This is a genomic window from Enterobacter sp. ECC-019, assembly GCF_043974075.1.
In the GTDB taxonomy this organism is placed as follows: domain Bacteria; phylum Pseudomonadota; class Gammaproteobacteria; order Enterobacterales; family Enterobacteriaceae; genus Enterobacter; species Enterobacter asburiae_D.
On the sequence record NZ_CP143759.1, the window covers coordinates 1280118 to 1297972 of the forward strand.

The window sequence follows — 17855 nt, forward strand, 5'->3', positions numbered from 1 at the left end:
TCTGTGCGTTGTGCCGGGTGGCGGCTGCGCCTTACCCGGCCTACGGTTCGTGGTTTTTGCCGGGTGGCGGCTGCACCTTACCCGGCCTACGGTTCAGGGTTTTGTAGGCCCGGTAAGCGCAGCGCCACCGGGCGATATCACAGAGGCAGGCACATGGCGCAGCGCGTTTCATACGCGAAACCGTGCGCTGTCTCTTCTTCCCTTTTCTGACGCAGTTCAGGCGTCAGCGTCGTCATTTTTTCAAACCCCAATCGTGCATAGAACGGCGCGTTCCACGGTACGTTCCGGAACGTTGTCAACGTCAGCGACGCCAGCCCCAGCCTGCGGGCATGGTCAGCCGCACGGGCGATGAGCTGCCGGCCAATCCCTTTTCCCTGCCAGTCCAGATCAACCGAAAGCTCCACGATAAACAGCGACGAAGAGTGCGCTTCGGCGAGGATAAACCCCACGGGCCGGTCGTTCACCAGCACCAGCCAGCTTAGCCCACGTTCGGCATACTCAAGGTGCTGCTCAGCGGAAATGACCTCACCGTCGGCAAGCCAGGCGAGCGCCAGGTCTTCACGAAAGCGCTCGCCCGCCGCGCGTTCAATGGCGGGCAGGGCGGTAACGTCGCCGGGACGCGTGGGTCGAACGGTGATGTTAAGGTCGACCATTAGCCTGCGCGACTCACAATTTTAATTTCGACCATACCAATCCCGAGCTCGCGCGGTGAATGGCCGAGAATATTCCCTTCATTGGTGGACTGCGGATCCGGTGGCACGATTACCAGGGTATTGCTGCGCGATGGGTTCTCAAAATGCAGCGTGTGCGTGCTCACGTCGGTCCCGAGCGTCAGCGTCTGCTCCCTGTCGCCCACGCGCACCGGTACGGGCTTGTTAGCGTTAGGGCCATACGCTCTGGCGGTGATCACCACGTCGAACTGTTCCGGTAGCGGATGGGTGTACTCAATTTTCACCTCGTTGCCCAGTTGCGCGTTTGACCAGCGTCCCCAGGACTCCGGACGCGAGATGCCGCTAAACTGCTTCACTTCCTCGGGCGCGCCGGCCACGTTAAAGATAAAGCTGTCCGCTTTGTAGCGAATATCGTTATCGCTGACTTTCAGCATGTCGATGTTGTGCTGATAGCGCGTCGTATCAATCACCGTATCTTTAAACGCGGTTTTGCCTTTCCATTGGGCTTTATCCACGTGCTGCACGGTTTGCTCCCCGCCGAGCTGACCCTGAGAGACGCACCAGTCGGTAGAGAGCGCCAGCGGCTGCGACCAGAGCTGGCCCATCTTGTAACATCTGTCGACCCAGACGAAATTATCGCGTGGCGCAAAATCGGCCAGCTGATAGCGCAGCGGCGCGGAATATTCGCTTTCTGGCAGCGGCTCAACGCGTCCCTCCGACACGCGCACCAGCAGCGGCAGTCGGAAGTTGCTGCCCGAGAAGGCAATCGTGTTTTTATCCCGATCGACGGTGAAGTCCTTCATCTCTTTCGGGAAGTTCCACAGGCGGATGATGTCTGGCTTCCAGGCGAGGATTTTTTCCTTCATGTTGAGGAACACTTCCGACAGGGATTGCCCCGACAGCGTGCTGCGGCCAAGGCCAATAAAGTTGTCGCCGCCCAGAATGTCCAGCACGGTTGCGCCGTTATCCATGGAGTTGCGTTTGGTGGCGATGACCTCCTGCTGCGGCTGGTCGCCGCGCAGGACGAAGAACAGATTGCTGCGATCCTGCTTGTTGAGCTGATCCCAGGCGCTGTTTTTCATCGCCAGATGGTCAGACGAAACGACGATGACGGTGTTTTTAAACCAGGGCGAGGCTTTGATTTTCTCGACCAGCGCGGCAATGTGCTCCTGGCTGCAGGTAACGGCGCTGAAAGACTTGTTGTTTTTGCCGTCAACGTCATAGCTTTTGCGTTTACAGCTGCGCGAGACGAACCCGTCCGGATGGTGGGTGTCCACCGTCAGCGCAAAGAGGGAAAAGCGCTTGCCCGCGCGGGAAAGCTCCTCGAATTTCTTCCAGGTTTCGTCGAGTACCGTATCGTCATAGAAACCCCAGTCGTTACGGTAGTTCGGATCGGCAACCGTCGTTTTTAACTCTTCTGAGCCATACAGGTGGTCAAAACCGTGGGATTTCAGGAACACGTCTTTTCCGGCAAAGCGCAGGTTAGCCCCCTGCATAAAATAGTTTTCGTAGCCGGAGTTTTTCAGGATATCGCCGAGGCAAATATTCTGTGGGAAGAACGTCGACATCGAGGCTGAGGCGTTACCCTCAAAAGGCGCGAACAGCGGGATACCGCACTGGGAGGCAACCATCCCGGCAATCGTATAATCCGTGCCAGGCAGCTGCATGGTATGGCTGAAATCAAGACCTTCATTTTTCAGCGCTCCCAGGTCTGGCGTCAGGTCCGGAAACGCATCGCTATCAAAGTACGTGCGTTCCAGGCTTTCGCCGTAGATGTAGACCAGATTGAGCTTCGGGTTGGCGATTGTTTTCGACGGTTCATTATAGTAAGCCACGAAATCAGGATCGCCGTCGCGCGACTGGGATTTCACCAGCTCGGTGATCTGATGGAACGCCGGACTGGCGTCGACGGAGGCCAGCGCCAGGAATAATGCCAGCAGGCTGTAGCCATGATGGTGTGGAAGATGGCGGCGACGGCGCAGCACCCAGGCCAGCGCGCCAAAAATCGTCACCAGCGCGACAATAATGCCGAGCCCCGGAAGAATGTACTTGCCCACACCCGCGCCCGTCAGGCTGTTCGTCAGCGTGTAGAGCACCGCATCGTTAATACCGTCACCGGTAAAGTAATCGCTGGCGTATAAGGTAATGTTTAAAATAATAAAAATGCCGAGCACCACCAGCGTGGCGATAAACCACCAGGTGTGACGGCCGGCTTTCCAGGCGTAAACGCCGACAGAAGCCAGAAAAAGGATAAGAGACATGAATTCAGACAACAGCATATCCTCATGACGCCAGATGGTTCGCTGGCTAACTGTTTATTTTTTGGGTCATACAATGTAATTGCGATGTCGTTAAGCTGCAATTTTAGTGTCACGAAAGTGTGCTGTTGTTAGGATTTGGTTTAGAAAATCGTTTTTATGAAGAGGGTCGCATCCTGACAAACGGACGCTGAGACGGTGGCAGGTGAGGAAAACGCTCATTTAGCGCCGCGCTGCAAGACTATCGCATTAAACGCGGCGTGTTGTGGCAGAAAATGGGAAGGATCAGGAGAGGAAATTAACGCCTTGTTTCAGCACCAGATCGCAGGCTTTGGTTTTCACCTGTTTAGCAAGAGAAGAGTTGCCGAGGGTGCTCAGGTTAAGCTGCTGGCCGTTTTGCGCGTTAAGCAGGCCCTGAATGCCGTCCATATAGTTGGTGTCCGCTTTCTGCTCCTGGGTATCCAGACCCAGTTTACCCAGCACCTGATTTTTCACGTTTTGCGCGTCGGTCACGGAGGCCAGCTTTTGCTTCGCGCAATATTCCAGAATCCCCGCCGCATTGTTCATCGTTCCCGCGCTGAGGCTCTGGGAGCTGTTGCCCAGCAGGCTGGTGAGGGAAGAGGCGGAGAGTCCGCCCTGAGAGCTGCTGCTCTCTTTGCTCAGCTCATTTGCTGCGCTTGACAGGGACTCCTGCCAGGACGCCGCTTGCGCCGCGCCGGTCACCAGCAGCGCGCCTAAAAAGGTGCTGATTAGAATCTGTTTTTTCATCATGGCTCTCTCAAAAAGGTCCGTTTTGGGCCGAGGGGGTTCCAGTATATACCTATGCCCTGGCGGCGATTCCTGGAACTGTCTTAATACTCTTTGCCGGTGACGCGGCTGCGGTAACTTTCCCAGTCGAAGATGACATAGAGGCTATTACCCAGCTTCATGCGGTCCATGACGCGTTCCCCCAGCAGGCGGGTCATCTCGTCAATATTGTGGTTCGTCAGCATGCCGGTGGGGCGCTTGGACGAGGAGCGGCGATCGACAATCTGGTTGATGATTACTTTTTCATAGCGGGATTCTGTCTGAACGCCAATCTCGTCGATGACCAGCAAATCGACATTGCTCAGATCGTTAAGCAGCTGTTCTTCGCTGGTTTCGCGGTTGCTGAAAGTGTCTTTCATCGCGGACATGATATCGGCCACGGTGATGATAAGAACCGATTTACCCCGCAGAAGCAGCTCGTTGCAGATAGCGGCTGCAAGGTGGTTTTTTCCGGTGCCCGGCTTGCCGCTAAAGATGAAGCTGGCGATATTGCCGTCGAATTCATCCACGTACTGACGGGCGGCGGCAAGGGCGTTCATCTGTCCGTTGGTTTCGACTTTATAGTTATCGAACGAGCAGTTCTGGTGCAGGGGACGGATACCGGAGCGGTTAAAGGTGCGCTGCATTTTCATCGCCCGGTTTTCCCTGGCGAGCGCGGCGGCGCGGATCTCACCTTGCTCTTTTTGCCACGCCAGCAGCTCTTCACCCGTGGTGAAAGCGGGCTTCACGTTGGCAGGCATCATTTTTTGCAGACGTTTCATCAGGTCGCCGACGTTCTTCATTTCGCACCTCGGAATCCGCTGGGGATCTGTTTATCCGGTTCTGAAAACGCGTTGATATCGCGTTTGGGCTGGCCGTTGTTGCCGGCGCGGGTAATTTGAAGATGACGCGCAAGCTTTTGCTGCCACTGAATGTGGGTGAAGACTTTACCTTCCGCCTGCCACCAGGCGGTAAACGCGGCGAGCTCTTCGGCGGTGGCCGGTTGGGTTAACGCGATGCCCCACAGCGCCGCCTGCCGCTGAAAATCCGCATCCGGCTGCCAGCCCGCGTACAGGGCAAATTTTCCCATCGGAACGGTCACGGGGACGTTGACCGGTTCATCAAAGAACTGGTTATCCAGCGTGACATCGCTCGCCGGGCGTAACAATTGCGCTTCGATCTCCAGAAGCTGTGCCAGACGTTCCGGCGTGATTGCGTAAAACGCCGGCGCGTTGTCGGCGAAAACCGCAATCGTGCCGCCTTCGGCGTGGGTCAACACACCGCGTGGGTCGCGCATAAAGGCATCAATGCCAGCAATGCTGGTGGTCAGAATTCTGGAGGACATAACGCTTACTCTACTGATTACTACGGGCGTGATATGGGCTTATGGTAGCACAGAGAGAGGAAAGGGAAGGAGGGGATTTCCCCGGTGGAGCTGCGCTTACCGGGGCTACGGTCGTAGGCCTGATAAGCGCAATGCCATCAGGCATTTATCACGCGATGATATTCAGGGTCACGTCGATGTTGCCGCGGGTCGCATTAGAGTACGGGCAAACAATGTGCGCCGCGTCGACCAGCTTTTTGGCTTCCGCGGGATCCATACCCTCAACGTGGATGTTCAGTTTCGCTTCGATACCAAAACCGGTTGGCAGCGGGCCAATACCCACTTCACCTTCAATAAAGGCCTCTTTTGGCAGGGTAAATTTGTCGCGCGCGGCCACAAATTTCATCGCGCCCAGGAAGCAGGCAGAGTAGCCGGCAGCAAACAGCTGCTCAGGGTTCGTCACTTCTCCCCCCATGCCGCCCATCTCTTTTGGCACGCCCAGTTTTACGTCCAGTACGCCATCGGAAGAGGTGGCACGACCGTCACGGCCACCGGTTGCTTTGGCTTTGGCGGTATAAACGACTTTTTCTAAAGACATGGCAGGTTCCTCATCTTGCTTAAGTGTGTGCTATTAAATAGCGTGCGATGTATATGGGTAATAATCACGCGTAAAGTATAGCCTTACGCGCGGTGTAGCTGCTGTCGCAAAAGTTCGAGCTGCTGTTTGAGCGCCAGCAGGGTGTCGGTATCACACTGCGCTGCGCAACCCACCGCATGGGGGATACCCAATGCCTGCTGCTGCAGTTCACGTCCCGCTTCACTCAGGGTGACGGCGACCTGACGTTCGTCTTTGCGGGAACGGTGACGGTTGATTAACCCGGCACTTTCCAGCCGCTTCAACAGCGGCGTCAGGGTTGCAGAGTCCAGGAACAGTCGTTCGCCGATGTCCGACACCGTCATGTCATCCTGCTCCCACAGTACCAGCATCACCAGGTATTGCGGGTAAGTCAGGTTCAGCGGTGCCAGCAGTTGCCGGTACAGCTTATTAAGCGCCAGATTTGCCGAATAGAGGGCAAAGCAGAGCTGGTTATCCAGCTTAAGCGCAGCGGTTGCATCGTTCGTTTTCGCGTTCATGAAATGAATATAGATAGTGTGCGATTTAATTGCAAGCAATTTTATGGGCAGATGTAGCGGAGCGCTACCTGAACGGCCATTTTACGGTAGTGCTGGCGCTGGGCCTGTTCGTCCGCACCGTCTTCAAACAGGAGCGTGAAGGTGTAGCTGTTGGCAACGTAGTGAAAGCTGAAGCTGCTTATCAGGCGGTGAAGATCGCGGGCGTCGACCGTCTGGCTGAAGAGCTGTTTTTCTTTACCCCGGCGCAGGATCTCCTCCAGCAGGTCGAGCGCGCTGCGGTTGACCTGGCGAAGATAGCTCGACTGCTGCATAAAGCGGCCACGCTGCATGTTTTCCATGCAGATAATCCGGATGTAGTCTGGATGGTCGGCATGATAGTCAAAGGTGGCTTCAACCAGGTCGACCAACGCTTCGACGGGGGGCATTCCCGTCAGGCTTAGCGCTTTCTCACTGGCACGAATCTGGGTGTAAACATATTCCAGTACCAGGAGGTAGAGATTCTCTTTATTTTTAAAATGGTAAACCACCATGCGTTTGGTGGTACCCGCTTTCTCCGCGATCTGCTCCATGCGGGCACCGTTCAATCCATACTCGGCAAAAAGCGCGATGGCGCTCTGAAAAATTTTCTCTTTCAGGCTGGATTCTTCACTGTGCTCTGGGTGTTCGCTGCCAGGGTTAGCCACATCCTTTCCTTATTTTCACCAAACGGACCAGAAGGATTATCTCCATGGCAGCGAAATAACACAAATATCAAACGCGTGGGCGTTTGCGGTACAGCCACAGTCCGGGGATCGACAGACCGATAGAGAGCGCGCCGACGATGGACGACGCCTTAAGAAAGTTGCTCAGGAGGAGGATCATCTGGGGCTCGGTGTAGCCAAAATGGCTGATTTTTACTGCGGAAATCATCGCCGTATACGCGGATATACCCGGGAACATCGGGATCACGGCGGCGACGGTGAACACTTTGGGATGCGCCAGATACCAGCGCGACCACTGAATGCCGATGCTGCCGACCAGCATAGAGGCCATGAATGTTGACCATTCGATGTTAAAACCCGCGGTCATCATCACCATTCGCGAGCCATGGCCAATCGCACCCAGCAGCGCACACCACGGCAGCGCGCGTCGCGGAACGTTAAATACCATCGCAAAACCGACGGCAGGAATGGCGGCCAGAAGCATGTCCTGGGCCAGCGCCAGCAGAAAATCTATCACGCCCATCCGCGTAACCCCCAGAGCGTCATAGCCATAACCACACCGATGCAGGTCGCCAGCGTCAGCAGGCTGGCGATAGCCCAGCGTGCCAGGCCGGTATTGATGTGCCCTTTAAACATGTCGGCGACGGCATTGATCAACGGAAAGCCCGGGACCAGCAGAAGCACGCTGGCTGCCATGGCAATCGTCGGGGTGTTAGCAAACTGCGGCAGGCGCAGAAGCAGGCCGGAAACCGTAGTGGCGACAAACGCGGTAATGCAAAAGTTAATTTGCGGATGCAGCTGCCGGTGCGTCAGCAGCTGGCGAACATACATGGCGATACTGCTGGCAAAAAAGGTAACGATCGCGCCGTCCCAGCCGCCTTTGTTGAGCTTACAAAAGCAGGCGCACGACAGCCCCACCATCAACACGACAAGCCAGCGCGGATAACGTAATGGCTTAATTTGATTGAATCGCTTTTCAATTTCATGGAGATCGAGAAGCTTGTGTTCAGCAAGGATGACGATGTGCTGCACTTCGGTCACGACGTGCATGTTAATGCCGCGGTCATGGTTTTTGCGGGTGGAGGTCAGGCACTGACCGTCTTTGATCGTGGTCAGCACAATGGCGTTGGATGAGATAGCGCTTTCAACGCTATCCATACCCAGCGCCACTCCCAGCCGGGTGGAGAGTTCCTCAACCAGCGCGCTTTCCGCGCCGTGCTGGAGCAAAAAAAGACCGCACTGAATACATAGCCGCGTGATAGCACGCTGCGTTGACCTATCTACCTGCATGTATTGTCCTGAAGAAGATGGAAAGTTGCCGGTTGGCCCATAGTGATTACTTTTAGCACAAAGTGCAGTGCCCCTTGCTGTGGGCCAGATCAAGGTTTATGCAAACAGTTTCAGCCCGTATCGCGAAAGGAGGCCGGATGAATTTATTAATGTAGTGAATTATTGATGTGGAAATATAGAATATTTGTATTTAGTTATTCTAATTTTATATTGTCGTTATTTTAATGGCTCCGCGATTAAATTTATTTGCGCTTTATGAGATATTACCTCTGTTTTAGGCATTTCTTAAACTAAGAACTTATCTCATCTTCTGCTTGTATTAATCAGTTTTACACTCAGGGACGAAAATACTTATACCTTGATGCGTTTTAACGTTACTCATCAAATGAAGAATGGACACGGAGGGTCTATGTTGTCATTGCATGGTAAGCATGGCGTTATCATTAGCCGGATACCCGTCATGCAAAGCGGGTTAGGGGGCGTGATGGCGCGCCATTTCCCGGATTTTGAATTGACCTATTGTCGCTCACTGCAGGAGTTAACGCTGCTCCAGCTACGTCGGGCTGATGTCATCATTGCCGATATTTCAGGTGAATACAGGAATCCTCGGGGCACCCTCGAAGAGTATTACGGTTTATTGAATCAATACCGGGACATTCACTGGATTTTTTTAGTCTCGCGGCCGCTTTACCCTATTGCGGTTGAGTTGCTTATGCGCCCGGAAAGTACGTTGCTTTCTGACATAGAGCCCATTGAAGGCGTGGTTAACGCTATTCGGGCAGGTAGCGAGCGGGCAGAGCGAATAAGCCAGACGTTGTTAACCCCGGAACCTCAAAATACGGAGGATGAAGACGAACATGTTATCGAGCTGACGCACTCCGAACGCAAGGTGCTGCGTCTGTTAGGTAAAGGATGGGGGATTAACCAAATTGCCACATTGCTCAAGAAGAGTAATAAAACCATCAGTGCGCAGAAAAACAGTGCGATGCGACGGCTGTCATTACGCAGTAATGCCGATATGTACGCCTGGATCAACAGTACACAGGGAATGAGAGAGCTGAATTTGATGTCAGCCTATGGAGAGTTCGAGGAATGGAAAAAACCAATTCAACAAGACATATCGCCCTCGTCGAAAATTGCGCGATGAGTGCTGTTGGGTTACAGCATCTTTTTGCTATGCCTGGCCTGAGCCATTATCAGCTGCATCTGTTCAGTGAATTTGACAGCTTTAAGAAAGCACTTCAGCACGACAATTTTTTCTCACTGATCTATTCACTTTCCGATGCGCGAGAAGAACGTCGTAACTGCCTGGCACACCTGCGGGATTTCGCGTTTACGCATGGTCATATCCAGCGCATTATCCTGGTCGCTGATGAGACGGAAGCTCGGTTAATTAGCCATCTTTCACCGTCACGCCTTCACGGTGTGGTCAGTAAGTCGCTGACGCTTGAGTATCTGCAGCAGGAACTCGTGGTGTTGTTGAGTGAAACATTACGCATCAATGACAATATGATGAATCACTGGTACCGGAGTCAAAACAGAATGTTAAGCCCAACGGAACGGGCAATACTGCGCTATATGTCCTGCGGCTATTCCATTCCTCAAATCGCGGCACAGCTTGAACGCAATATTAAGACCATTCGGGCGCATAAGTTTAATGCGATGTTGAAGCTGGGGGTGAATTCTGATGTAGGATTGCTCGACGCGGCGGATATTATTACTCACCTTCCGGCAAGAGAACCGCAAAGTTCGGCACTCAGCAAACCGAACTTTTTATAACCTGCCTGTTGCGCGCCAGACAGGCTCTGGCGCATCAATCAGATACAAACATCAACCCACTTTGCGGAAGTCAGCTCTGCCATTCTGTCAGGTGAAATACGCACGGCGCTATGAATTGCGCCTGCGGCGGGCAGCACTTCGGCGTACTGCTTTAATGAGATATCGCAGTAAACCGCGAGCGGGTTTTCCAGCCCGAACGGGCACACGCCGCCAACGGGATGACCGGTGATGGTCACCACTTCATCACTACTGAGCATGCGCGCTTTCGCACCAAACGTGTCTTTCAGCTTTTTATTATCCAGGCGGGCATCGCCTTTCGCCACCACCAGAATCACCTCATTTTTCACCTTTAATGACAAGGTCTTGGCGATTTGTCCCGGTTCAACACGATGGGCGGCAGCAGCCAACGCAACGGTAGCGGTACTCTGGCTAAGTTCAATTACATCTATATCCGGCGCGTTGTCGGCAAAAAACTGCTGTACAGACTGCAAACTCATTGTTTCCTCCTGACAAATATCCTGCGTAATCTGTCATAAGAATTTATGCTCTGTAAATATCTCTTCAGTAACAAATATTCCGAACGGCTGATTTCTGGATCCTCTTCACAATCACAGAAACCGGTTACAGTAACCGGTTGCAGAGCGTGTTGCGTCGATTAATACTGAGTACGTAACGTCCCCTGTATCCAATAATAAGAGCAAATTATGAAACCATTTCGTCTGAGCAGTACCACTGGTACACAAGCCAGCAAGGTTGTGAAGCTGATTTATGGAACAACGTACGGCGCGAAAGTGCCTGTATCAAACGTCTGACAGGAGATCTGCCATGTCTGCCAACCATGCTGCGTTTAACCTGATATTCCGTTTCGTTGAAAATTACGTGAGCCCGATTGCCGGGCGGATTTCTTCCCAGCGTCATGTCATGGCTATTCGTGATGGGTTCATCTCCGCGATGCCATTTATGATTGTGGGTTCGTTTTTATTAGTGTTCGCTTACCCACCTTTTTCGCCTGATACCACCTGGGGTTTCGCCCGCGCCTGGCTGGATATGGCGAAACAGTTTGAAGGCCAGATCCTGACACCGTTTGATATGACGATGGGCATTATGTCCATTTATATCTGTGCGGCCATTGCCTATAACCTTGGCAAACACTATGTCAAATCGCACCAGTTAGACCCGTTTATGTGCGCCATGCTGTCGCTGATGGCATTTCTGCTGGTCGCGGCACCGAAAACCAAAGGCACGCTTCCTGTCGACAGCCTGGGTGGGACGGGGATTTTTACCGCGATTCTGGTGGCGATCTACTGCGTTGAGATGATGCGTTTCCTCAAGGCGCATAACATCGGTATTCGCCTGCCAGATCAGGTTCCTCCGATGATCAAAAACTCTTTTGATCTGCTGATCCCGGTGCTGGTGGTGGTGTTAACGCTCTATCCTCTGAGCCTGCTCATTCAGTCTCAGTTTGGCATGCTGATCCCGCAGGCCATTATGTCGGTCTTTAAACCGCTGGTTTCCGCAGCGGATTCCCTGCCTGCGATCCTGCTGGCCGTGCTGATTGGCCATCTGCTGTGGTTTGCCGGGATCCACGGAGCCGCCATCGTCTCCGGGATGCTGCAGATGTTCTGGCTGACTAACCTGGGCGCTAACCAGACCGCGCTGGCCGCCAGCCAGCCTCTGCCGCATATTTTTATGGAGGCGTTCTGGACGTTCTTTATTGTGATTGGCGGGTCTGGCGCCACGATGGGGCTGGTGATTTGCTATCTGCGTAGCCGTTCAGCGCATTTACGCTCTATCGGGCGTTTGAGCGTGGTACCCAGCTTCTTTAATATCAACGAACCCGTTATTTTCGGTACGCCGATTGTGATGAACCCGGTGTTCTTTATTCCGTTCCTGCTGGCACCGATGGTAAATGCCGTGCTGGCCTGGGCGGCGATGACGTTTGACCTGATTGGCCGCGTCATCTCAGTGGTCCCCTGGACGGCACCGGCGCCGATAGGCGCAGCGTGGGCTCTGGGCTGGGATTTCCGCGCGGCCATTCTGGTTGTGGTTCTGGCCTGCGTATCGGCAATCATCTATTACCCGTTCTTCAAAGTGTACGAGAAGCAGCTGCTGGAGCAGGAAGCGGAAGAAGCGCAGCGTAACGCGGAAGAGGATAATCAGCAGATAGCTTAAAAGCACTGTGCCGGGTGGCGGCTGCGCCTTGCCCGGCCTACGAGTTGAGATGTTTGTAGGCCCGGTAAGCGAAGCGCCACCGGGCAATTCACTGCACTACTTCAGCGTGCAATCCCCGCACTGCTTAACGTCCGGCAGGCGGTACCGCTGGCAGCAGGTGCGGCGAACCAGAAGCCCATCACGGAGCACGACGGTACGGAATAACGGGTTGTCACGGCCATCGGAAAGCTGTTTTGCAAAGAAACAGGACTGACGCAGGGCGTCAACATTCTCATCACCAAGCAGGGGCTTCATTTCCGTTAAATACCAGTGGATTAAATAGCCCGTATTGCTCCAGATAAGCTTCCCATTAATCTCTCCCGTCGCTTCAAGCGCTTCCACCACCGGGATCAGGGCCTGCGTGATAAGCTGCTCCATACGTTCCTGAGCCGTCAGGCGTTCCGCGCTCTGGTCTTCGTGAAGATCGATCCAGAAGCAGGCTGCACGCCCGGTTTCGTGAAACTCCACATGGAAATTATCCGGCGAGAGTTCCAGCATGCTCTTCTGGGTTAACAGCGCCAGCATGAGGGGAGGCACCATCAGCCCGATATACCACTGCGCCCAGAGAGAGAGCAGCGGTTTATTTTCCCGCGAAAGGGTGGGCTGATTGCGATAGATATGGTCGGAATAGGTGGCCAGCAGCGATTGCAGTTTTGCCGGTTGGCGCCACTCTGAGAGCGTCATGGCATGGTGCGGGTGCGCTTCATCAAGCCGGATAAAGTCCAGCAGGTGGGCGCGCGTCTTTGCAATCTTATCCCGTATGGCATCCGCAAGCGAAGCATTCCCGCTGGTGAGGGGCGCTCGCCAGAGGAGGGGTTCGACGATGTGTGCGGTATGCGTGGCCATAGTATAGATAAAAATCTAAATGATAATGATTGCCAATCCTAACTATTGCTCATACCAATGGCAAGACTTTTGTCCTGATGACATCGCCGCGATGTTTACGCCGTCTGTAGCTCTTCACTCAACAGAATGTTATTGCGCCCCATATGCTTAGCCTCGTAGAGGGCTTTGTCCGCTTTTTCCAGCGCGCCTTCCACGTCTTCATCCTCGAAAATGGCAATACCAATGCTGATGGTGACGTTTGTTGCGACACTCTCGTTAAACAGATGCGGGATTTTCAAATCGTAGACTTTCTGACGGATCCGCTCGGCCGTCTGGCGAGCATGCTCGAGTGAAATATTGGTCAGCAGCACCATAAACTCTTCCCCGCCAAAGCGCGCCACAATATCGCGAGAACGCACGGCGTCGCGGATTGCCGCAGAGACGCGCTTCAGCGCCTGGTCGCCCATCATATGGCCATAATGGTCGTTATAGGCTTTGAAGTGGTCGATATCCATCAGCAGGACAAAGTGCTCGCCATTTTCTACGGTCGGCAGGTTCTCCAGACGGCTTTGCAGACCGCGACGATTATAGAGCCCGGTAAGCGGGTCCATCATGCTGAGATCGGTAAGGGTTTCTCGCTCTTCCAACAGGCGAGAGAGCAATTCCTGAGCGAAACGATCGTTACGTCTTTGCAAAATGTTATGAATAGCAATTGCCACCACAGGAAGTGCGAAAGAATAGGTCATTCGCAGCCATATATCGTGATCGCTTAACCACAGGCAGACAATAAAGGTGGGCAAAGAGTGCAGCGTAAATGCTTTGATATTACTGGCGAATGCCAGCGTTCCGATAAAAAGCACCGTCAACAGGGCAATTAACAAATACGTCGCATGGTCGTGGGAAATTAAGGCGAATTTCGACTCAATTTGCCAGGCCCATAAAATACCGAAGATCCCTGAAACGACAGGAATATTTATCTTCCGCGCGCGCTTTCTCCAGTGCCAGACGAAGAGCCCTGTGCTGATGGAGAAAATAGCAATAAGAGGGGCAGATACCAGGCGTACAGAATTGAGCGGGTTTGTTACCGAGAACACTGCCGAGGTTGCGTTCAGAAATAAAAACAAACGTAACGACAATTGATATTTTCTGTGAACCAAAGACCGCCAGGATTGTGATGTCATAGTCGTGCGTTTTTATTAAAATTTAATTAAAACAAATAAGTAGGTGTTGTTTCGCAATAAAATATGCAAAAAACTGAAAGAATAATTATCAGAAAATCTTTAGATGTTGTTAACAGGTGTGCAATTTATCACCTTAGGCAATTCCTGTCATTACGGGAAAGGTAAAGGTCGATGGATTTTGATTCATTCAGCTGACAAATGATAATCTCTGTCATATGATATTGGTTATCATTATCGTTGTGAGAGGGCAGATCATGTTGAACAGGGCGCTGGGAAGTGGTTGGGGGGTATTGCTACCGGGAGCTATTCTCGGCGGTTTGATGTTTGCCGATCTCTCCCTTGATACCTGGAAAGCGATCATTGTGTCAGGCCTGTTAGTCACGTCAGGCATGATCTGGCATAAGCAATTACGCCACTTTGTTTTACTGCCATCCTGCGTAGCACTGGTCAGTGGAATTCTGGTGATACTGATGAGTTTGAAATAACAGGGAAAACAAGAGGCACTTCAGAAGGGATGTAAGATAATTGGTGCGAGGGGGGGGACTCGAACCCCCACATCCTAAGGACACTAACACCTGAAGCTAGCGCGTCTACCAATTCCGCCACCTTCGCACAGTCATCTTACTATTGTTGATATCGCCTCGTTGGTGCGAGGGGGGGGACTCGAACCCCCACATCCGTAAGGACACTAACACCTGAAGCTAGCGCGTCTACCAATTCCGCCACCTTCGCCCAGTGCGAGCAATATCATTGTGATTTATGGTGCGAGGGGGGGGACTCGAACCCCCACATCCAAAGGACACTAACACCTGAAGCTAGCGCGTCTACCAATTCCGCCACCTTCGCATACCATCGATACTGTAAAAGTATCGTAACCACGGAGGCGCATTCTAGATGTTTTCAGCTTTACGTCAACTGAAAAGTGCTCACCTTTTATTGATTGCTGCAAAAATGGCCGGAACGGAGACGCCTGCCTGCCGGATGGTGATTGTGCTTATCCGGCCTGCAGGAGTGGAGATTACTTTTTGGCCTGACGCGTCATCACGGTACGGTAGACCTTAAAGCGGCCAGTCTGGGCGATCACTTCGTGGAAGCCGAAGGTTTCGTCCAGCACCTTCGGGTACGCCAGGAAGGCGTTCGCAACGATACGCAGCTCGCCGCCGCTGTTAAGGTGACGGGTTGCGCCACGGATCAGCGCTTGTGCCGCTTCAAGGCTGGTTTCCATACCGTCGTGGAACGGCGGGTTGGAGATAATCATGTCGAAACGACCGGTGACGTCAGAGAAGACGTTGCTGGCAATCACCTCGCCTTCAATGCCGTTTGCGGCAAGCGTTGCGCGGCTGGCTTCTACCGCCGGGGCGCTCACGTCACACAGGGTTAAACGGACTTTTGGTGAATGGCTGGCGAGGACGGTAGAGAGCACGCCCGCGCCGCAGCCCACGTCCAGCACTTTGCCTTTGGTGTGCGGCGTCAGGGTGGAGAGCAGCAGCTTGCTGCCCGTATCCAGCGCGTCACGGCTGAACACGCCCGGCAGGGTTTTGATGGTCAGGCCGTCAAGCTGGTATTCGTCCCAGTAAGCCTGTGGATCAAACGTTGTCTGCTTTTCCAGACGGCCATGGTACAGACCACAGCGGCGGGCGCTGTCGACTTTATTCAGCGGCGCGTAGCTTTCCAGCATCTGTTCAGCACTGCGCACGCCGCTGCGGTTCTCACCCACCACGAAAATATCGCAGCCGACCGGCAGCAGGGAGAGCAGGTTCATCAGCTGGAACTGGGCTTCCGGTTTGTTCTTCGGCCAGTAGTAAATCAGCGTATCGCAGTCGGCGATATCGCTCTGCTCCGCCACCAGGCTAAAGCGCGCGCGCTCGCCCATCTGGCGGCTCAGCACCTGCCAGTGGTGGTAGTATTGGGTGTGGGCACGGCTTTCAGCACAGTCGAAACGCGCAGGCAGGTCATCCTGCATATCTCCGGCAAACAGAATACGGCTTTCTTCGAAATCATCACTGTGACGCAGCAAGACTTCACTTGCCGGGGTAAATGCAGACATGAATTGTTCCTCAATAAACTCAGGCGGGGATTATAGTAGGTAGATGGCGCACTTTCGACACATTTGCTATATTTGCGCGCCTGAGAGACAGGAGTTTTCCCTATGACATCCCGACGAGACTGGCAGTTGCAGCAGCTGGGCATTACCCAGTGGGCTTTGCGTCGCCCGACGGCGTTGCAGGGCGAAATCGCCATTTCCATCCCTGCGCACGTACGCCTGGTGATGGTGGCGGAAGAACTGCCTGCCCTGAATGAACCCCTGATCGATGATGTCCTTCGCAGCCTGAAGATGACGGCCGACCAGGTTTTACAGCTGACGCCAGAGCGTGTCGCGATGCTTCCTCCTGATAGCCGCTGTAACAGCTGGCGTATCGGAGAGACAAACGAGATCCCCCTGCAGGGGAGCCAGATCTGCACGCCAGCGCTGGACGAACTGAAAGCCAACCCAAAAGCGCGCAGCGCGCTATGGCAACAAATCTGCGAATATGAACACGATTTCTTCCCTCACGACGCCTGACCTGACCACCGCGTTCGCGATTGAAACACGCGCCCACGCGTTTCCGTGGAGCGAAAAAACCTTCGCCAGCAATCAGGGCGAACGGTATCTGAACTACCGCCTGGACGTCGACGGTACCATGGCCGCCTTCGCGATTACGCAGGTTGTTCTTGATGAAGCGACGCTGTTTAATATCGCGGTTGATCCCGCGTTCCAGCGCCGTGGGCTGGGAAGAGAACTGCTTGAGCACCTCATCCGTGAGCTCGAAACCCGTGACGTTTTCACCCTGTGGCTGGAGGTGCGCGCGTCGAATGTCGCCGCCATCGCGCTCTATGAAAGCTTAGGCTTTAACGAGGCGACAATCCGCCGTAACTACTACCCCACCGCAGAGGGACGTGAAGACGCCATCATAATGGCTCTGCCGATTGGATAATAAAAAATAAGGTTGTAACGATGAAATGGGACTGGATTTTCTTTGATGCCGACGAAACGCTGTTTACGTTCGATTCGTTCGGCGGCCTGCAGCGGATGTTTCTCGACTATAGCGTGACCTTCACCGCTGAAGATTTTCAGGACTATCAGGCGGTAAACAAGCCGCTGTGGGTGGATTACCAGAACGGTGCCATCACCGCGTTACAGCTTCAGCACCAGCGCTTTGACGTCTGGGCGGAACGCTTAAAGGTCAGCCCGGGGACGCTGAACGAGGCGTTCCTGAACGCGATGGCCGATATCTGTGCGCCACTGCCGGGCGCGGTTTCCCTGCTGAATGCGTTGAAAGGCAAGGTGAAACTGGGGATCATCACCAACGGTTTTACCGCCCTGCAGCAGATCCGCCTCGAGCGCACCGGCCTGCGCGATCATTTCGACGCGCTGGTGATCTCCGAAGAGGTGGGTGTACCTAAACCGGATCCGCGCATTTTCGATTATGCGCTGTCGCAGGCCAGTAATCCTGACCGCGATCGCGTACTGATGGTGGGTGATACGGCAGAGTCAGATATTCTGGGCGGCATGAATGCCGGTCTGTCGACCGTCTGGCTCAATGCGCATGGCCGCGTGAAGCCTGAAGGCATCGAGCCGACCTGGACCGTGACGTCGTTGAACGAACTGGAGCAACTCCTGTGTAAACAATGATTGCCTGCCCCCCATTGATGGG

The 17855-nt window shown here is 53.8% G+C and carries 21 protein-coding genes and 3 tRNA genes; 7 read left to right on the plus strand and 17 right to left on the minus strand.

Translation table 11 applies throughout. The features are described from left to right. Positions 1-137 precede the first annotated feature (137 nt). The 10 genes from V1566_RS05930 to V1566_RS05975 form a co-directional block, all read right to left on the minus strand. Complete coding sequence (locus tag V1566_RS05930) at positions 138-653, minus strand: GNAT family N-acetyltransferase (RefSeq protein WP_395305336.1); 516 nt, start codon at positions 651-653, stop codon at positions 138-140. Continuing rightward, positions 653-2944 carry a phosphatidylglycerol--membrane-oligosaccharide glycerophosphotransferase gene (gene opgB, locus V1566_RS05935; RefSeq protein ID WP_395305337.1) on the minus strand — a complete coding sequence of 764 codons (2292 nt, stop codon included), beginning with the start codon at positions 2942-2944 and terminating at the stop codon, positions 653-655. The genes V1566_RS05930 and opgB overlap by 1 nt, the downstream gene beginning before the upstream one ends. A gap of 270 nt (positions 2945-3214) precedes the next feature. Then, positions 3215-3697 (minus strand): DUF2501 domain-containing protein, encoded by a 483-nt coding sequence (locus tag V1566_RS05940; protein WP_333051348.1) that lies wholly within the window; start codon positions 3695-3697, stop codon positions 3215-3217. 83 nt (positions 3698-3780) lie between these two features. Beyond that, positions 3781-4518, minus strand: coding sequence for a DNA replication protein DnaC (gene dnaC / locus V1566_RS05945; RefSeq protein WP_023334409.1), 738 nt, complete (start codon positions 4516-4518; stop codon positions 3781-3783). After that, complete coding sequence (gene dnaT / locus V1566_RS05950) at positions 4515-5060, minus strand: primosomal protein DnaT (RefSeq protein WP_395305338.1); 546 nt, start codon at positions 5058-5060, stop codon at positions 4515-4517. The genes dnaC and dnaT overlap by 4 nt, the downstream gene beginning before the upstream one ends. Before the next feature lie 148 nt (positions 5061-5208). Continuing rightward, entirely contained in the window at positions 5209-5637 is a 429-nt protein-coding gene (locus tag V1566_RS05955) for an organic hydroperoxide resistance protein (RefSeq protein ID WP_013095463.1), read from the minus strand. Positions 5638-5720: 83 nt separating this feature from the next. Beyond that, a complete protein-coding gene (locus V1566_RS05960; RefSeq protein ID WP_023293337.1) occupies positions 5721-6173 on the minus strand; it encodes a MarR family winged helix-turn-helix transcriptional regulator in 453 nt (150 codons plus the stop codon). 41 nt (positions 6174-6214) lie between these two features. Then, positions 6215-6856, minus strand: a complete 642-nt coding sequence (locus V1566_RS05965; RefSeq protein ID WP_395305339.1) for a TetR family transcriptional regulator — start codon at positions 6854-6856, stop codon at positions 6215-6217. Positions 6857-6923: 67 nt separating this feature from the next. After that, a complete protein-coding gene (locus V1566_RS05970) occupies positions 6924-7397 on the minus strand; it encodes a threonine/serine exporter (protein ID WP_395305340.1) in 474 nt (157 codons plus the stop codon). Then, positions 7388-8164 (minus strand): threonine/serine exporter ThrE family protein, encoded by a 777-nt coding sequence (locus V1566_RS05975; RefSeq protein ID WP_395305341.1) that lies wholly within the window; start codon positions 8162-8164, stop codon positions 7388-7390. The genes V1566_RS05970 and V1566_RS05975 overlap by 10 nt, the downstream gene beginning before the upstream one ends. A gap of 409 nt (positions 8165-8573) precedes the next feature. Between V1566_RS05975 and V1566_RS05980 the strand changes: the two genes are divergently transcribed. Together V1566_RS05980 and bglJ are read left to right on the plus strand one after the other, a co-directional pair. Then, complete coding sequence (locus V1566_RS05980) at positions 8574-9311, plus strand: LuxR C-terminal-related transcriptional regulator (RefSeq protein ID WP_395305342.1); 738 nt, start codon at positions 8574-8576, stop codon at positions 9309-9311. After that, positions 9308-9943 carry a DNA-binding transcriptional activator BglJ gene (gene bglJ, locus V1566_RS05985; protein ID WP_395305960.1) on the plus strand — a complete coding sequence of 212 codons (636 nt, stop codon included), beginning with the start codon at positions 9308-9310 and terminating at the stop codon, positions 9941-9943. Before V1566_RS05980 ends, bglJ begins: the two co-directional genes overlap by 4 nt. Positions 9944-9981: 38 nt before the next feature. Here the strand turns inward: bglJ and V1566_RS05990 are convergent, their stop codons facing one another. Next, on the minus strand, positions 9982-10440 hold the full coding sequence (locus V1566_RS05990; protein WP_008502085.1) for a YbaK/EbsC family protein: 459 nt from the start codon (positions 10438-10440) through the stop codon (positions 9982-9984). A 328-nt stretch (positions 10441-10768) separates the two neighbouring features. Here V1566_RS05990 and V1566_RS05995 point away from each other — a divergent pair, with 328 nt between their 5' ends. Beyond that, positions 10769-12115 carry a PTS sugar transporter subunit IIC gene (locus V1566_RS05995; RefSeq protein ID WP_395305343.1) on the plus strand — a complete coding sequence of 449 codons (1347 nt, stop codon included), beginning with the start codon at positions 10769-10771 and terminating at the stop codon, positions 12113-12115. Positions 12116-12211: 96 nt separating this feature from the next. Here the strand turns inward: V1566_RS05995 and fhuF are convergent, their stop codons facing one another. Next, positions 12212-13000: a siderophore-iron reductase FhuF gene (gene fhuF, locus V1566_RS06000; protein ID WP_395305344.1), complete on the minus strand. Its 789-nt coding sequence runs from the start codon at positions 12998-13000 to the stop codon at positions 12212-12214. A 95-nt stretch (positions 13001-13095) separates the two neighbouring features. Then, the gene (locus tag V1566_RS06005) at positions 13096-14160 is read right to left on the minus strand and encodes a GGDEF domain-containing protein (RefSeq protein WP_395305345.1); all 1065 of its coding nucleotides are present in this window, start codon (positions 14158-14160) and stop codon (positions 13096-13098) included. Positions 14161-14375: 215 nt separating this feature from the next. On the opposite strand from V1566_RS06005, the gene V1566_RS06010 reads away from it, so the two are divergent. Further along, a complete protein-coding gene (locus V1566_RS06010) occupies positions 14376-14645 on the plus strand; it encodes a DUF1435 domain-containing protein (protein ID WP_032660829.1) in 270 nt (89 codons plus the stop codon). A gap of 41 nt (positions 14646-14686) precedes the next feature. Here V1566_RS06010 and V1566_RS06015 read toward each other — a convergent pair. The 4 genes from V1566_RS06015 to rsmC form a co-directional block, all read right to left on the minus strand. Further along, positions 14687-14772 (minus strand) — tRNA-Leu (locus V1566_RS06015). Between the two features lie 33 nt (positions 14773-14805). Then, positions 14806-14892 (minus strand) — tRNA-Leu (locus V1566_RS06020). Between the two features lie 28 nt (positions 14893-14920). Beyond that, positions 14921-15006: transfer RNA gene (locus tag V1566_RS06025), tRNA-Leu, on the minus strand. Between the two features lie 172 nt (positions 15007-15178). Further along, positions 15179-16207 (minus strand): 16S rRNA (guanine(1207)-N(2))-methyltransferase RsmC, encoded by a 1029-nt coding sequence (gene rsmC, locus V1566_RS06030; protein WP_395305346.1) that lies wholly within the window; start codon positions 16205-16207, stop codon positions 15179-15181. Positions 16208-16309: 102 nt separating this feature from the next. Here rsmC and V1566_RS06035 point away from each other — a divergent pair, with 102 nt between their 5' ends. The 3 genes from V1566_RS06035 to yjjG are packed head-to-tail and all read left to right on the plus strand — an operon-like array spanning position 16310 to position 17833. Beyond that, the gene (locus V1566_RS06035) at positions 16310-16723 is read left to right on the plus strand and encodes a DNA polymerase III subunit psi (RefSeq protein WP_029740017.1); all 414 of its coding nucleotides are present in this window, start codon (positions 16310-16312) and stop codon (positions 16721-16723) included. Next, positions 16692-17135: a ribosomal protein S18-alanine N-acetyltransferase gene (gene rimI, locus V1566_RS06040; protein ID WP_023334424.1), complete on the plus strand. Its 444-nt coding sequence runs from the start codon at positions 16692-16694 to the stop codon at positions 17133-17135. Before V1566_RS06035 ends, rimI begins: the two co-directional genes overlap by 32 nt. Positions 17136-17155: 20 nt before the next feature. Continuing rightward, positions 17156-17833, plus strand: coding sequence for a pyrimidine 5'-nucleotidase (gene yjjG, locus V1566_RS06045; RefSeq protein ID WP_395305347.1), 678 nt, complete (start codon positions 17156-17158; stop codon positions 17831-17833). Positions 17834-17855 lie beyond the last annotated feature (22 nt).

Excerpts from the sequence above, each read along its gene's own strand:
- V1566_RS05930 (WP_395305336.1), bottom strand. The coding sequence starts at position 653 with ATGGTCGACCTTAACATCACCGTTCGACCCACGCGTCCCGGCGACGTT.
- V1566_RS05940 (WP_333051348.1), bottom strand. The coding sequence starts at position 3,697 with ATGAAAAAACAGATTCTAATCAGCACCTTTTTAGGCGCGCTGCTGGTG.
- dnaC (WP_023334409.1), bottom strand. The coding sequence starts at position 4,518 with ATGAAGAACGTCGGCGACCTGATGAAACGTCTGCAAAAAATGATGCCT.
- dnaT (WP_395305338.1), bottom strand. The coding sequence starts at position 5,060 with ATGTCCTCCAGAATTCTGACCACCAGCATTGCTGGCATTGATGCCTTT.
- V1566_RS05955 (WP_013095463.1), bottom strand. The coding sequence starts at position 5,637 with ATGTCTTTAGAAAAAGTCGTTTATACCGCCAAAGCCAAAGCAACCGGT.
- V1566_RS05960 (WP_023293337.1), bottom strand. The coding sequence starts at position 6,173 with ATGAACGCGAAAACGAACGATGCAACCGCTGCGCTTAAGCTGGATAAC.
- V1566_RS05970 (WP_395305340.1), bottom strand. The coding sequence starts at position 7,397 with ATGGGCGTGATAGATTTTCTGCTGGCGCTGGCCCAGGACATGCTTCTG.
- V1566_RS05975 (WP_395305341.1), bottom strand. The coding sequence starts at position 8,164 with ATGCAGGTAGATAGGTCAACGCAGCGTGCTATCACGCGGCTATGTATT.
- V1566_RS05980 (WP_395305342.1), top strand. The coding sequence starts at position 8,574 with ATGTTGTCATTGCATGGTAAGCATGGCGTTATCATTAGCCGGATACCC.
- bglJ (WP_395305960.1), top strand. The coding sequence starts at position 9,308 with ATGAGTGCTGTTGGGTTACAGCATCTTTTTGCTATGCCTGGCCTGAGC.
- V1566_RS05990 (WP_008502085.1), bottom strand. The coding sequence starts at position 10,440 with ATGAGTTTGCAGTCTGTACAGCAGTTTTTTGCCGACAACGCGCCGGAT.
- V1566_RS05995 (WP_395305343.1), top strand. The coding sequence starts at position 10,769 with ATGTCTGCCAACCATGCTGCGTTTAACCTGATATTCCGTTTCGTTGAA.
- fhuF (WP_395305344.1), bottom strand. The coding sequence starts at position 13,000 with ATGGCCACGCATACCGCACACATCGTCGAACCCCTCCTCTGGCGAGCG.
- V1566_RS06005 (WP_395305345.1), bottom strand. The coding sequence starts at position 14,160 with ATGACATCACAATCCTGGCGGTCTTTGGTTCACAGAAAATATCAATTG.
- V1566_RS06010 (WP_032660829.1), top strand. The coding sequence starts at position 14,376 with ATGATATTGGTTATCATTATCGTTGTGAGAGGGCAGATCATGTTGAAC.
- rsmC (WP_395305346.1), bottom strand. The coding sequence starts at position 16,207 with ATGTCTGCATTTACCCCGGCAAGTGAAGTCTTGCTGCGTCACAGTGAT.
- V1566_RS06035 (WP_029740017.1), top strand. The coding sequence starts at position 16,310 with ATGACATCCCGACGAGACTGGCAGTTGCAGCAGCTGGGCATTACCCAG.
- rimI (WP_023334424.1), top strand. The coding sequence starts at position 16,692 with ATGAACACGATTTCTTCCCTCACGACGCCTGACCTGACCACCGCGTTC.
- yjjG (WP_395305347.1), top strand. The coding sequence starts at position 17,156 with ATGAAATGGGACTGGATTTTCTTTGATGCCGACGAAACGCTGTTTACG.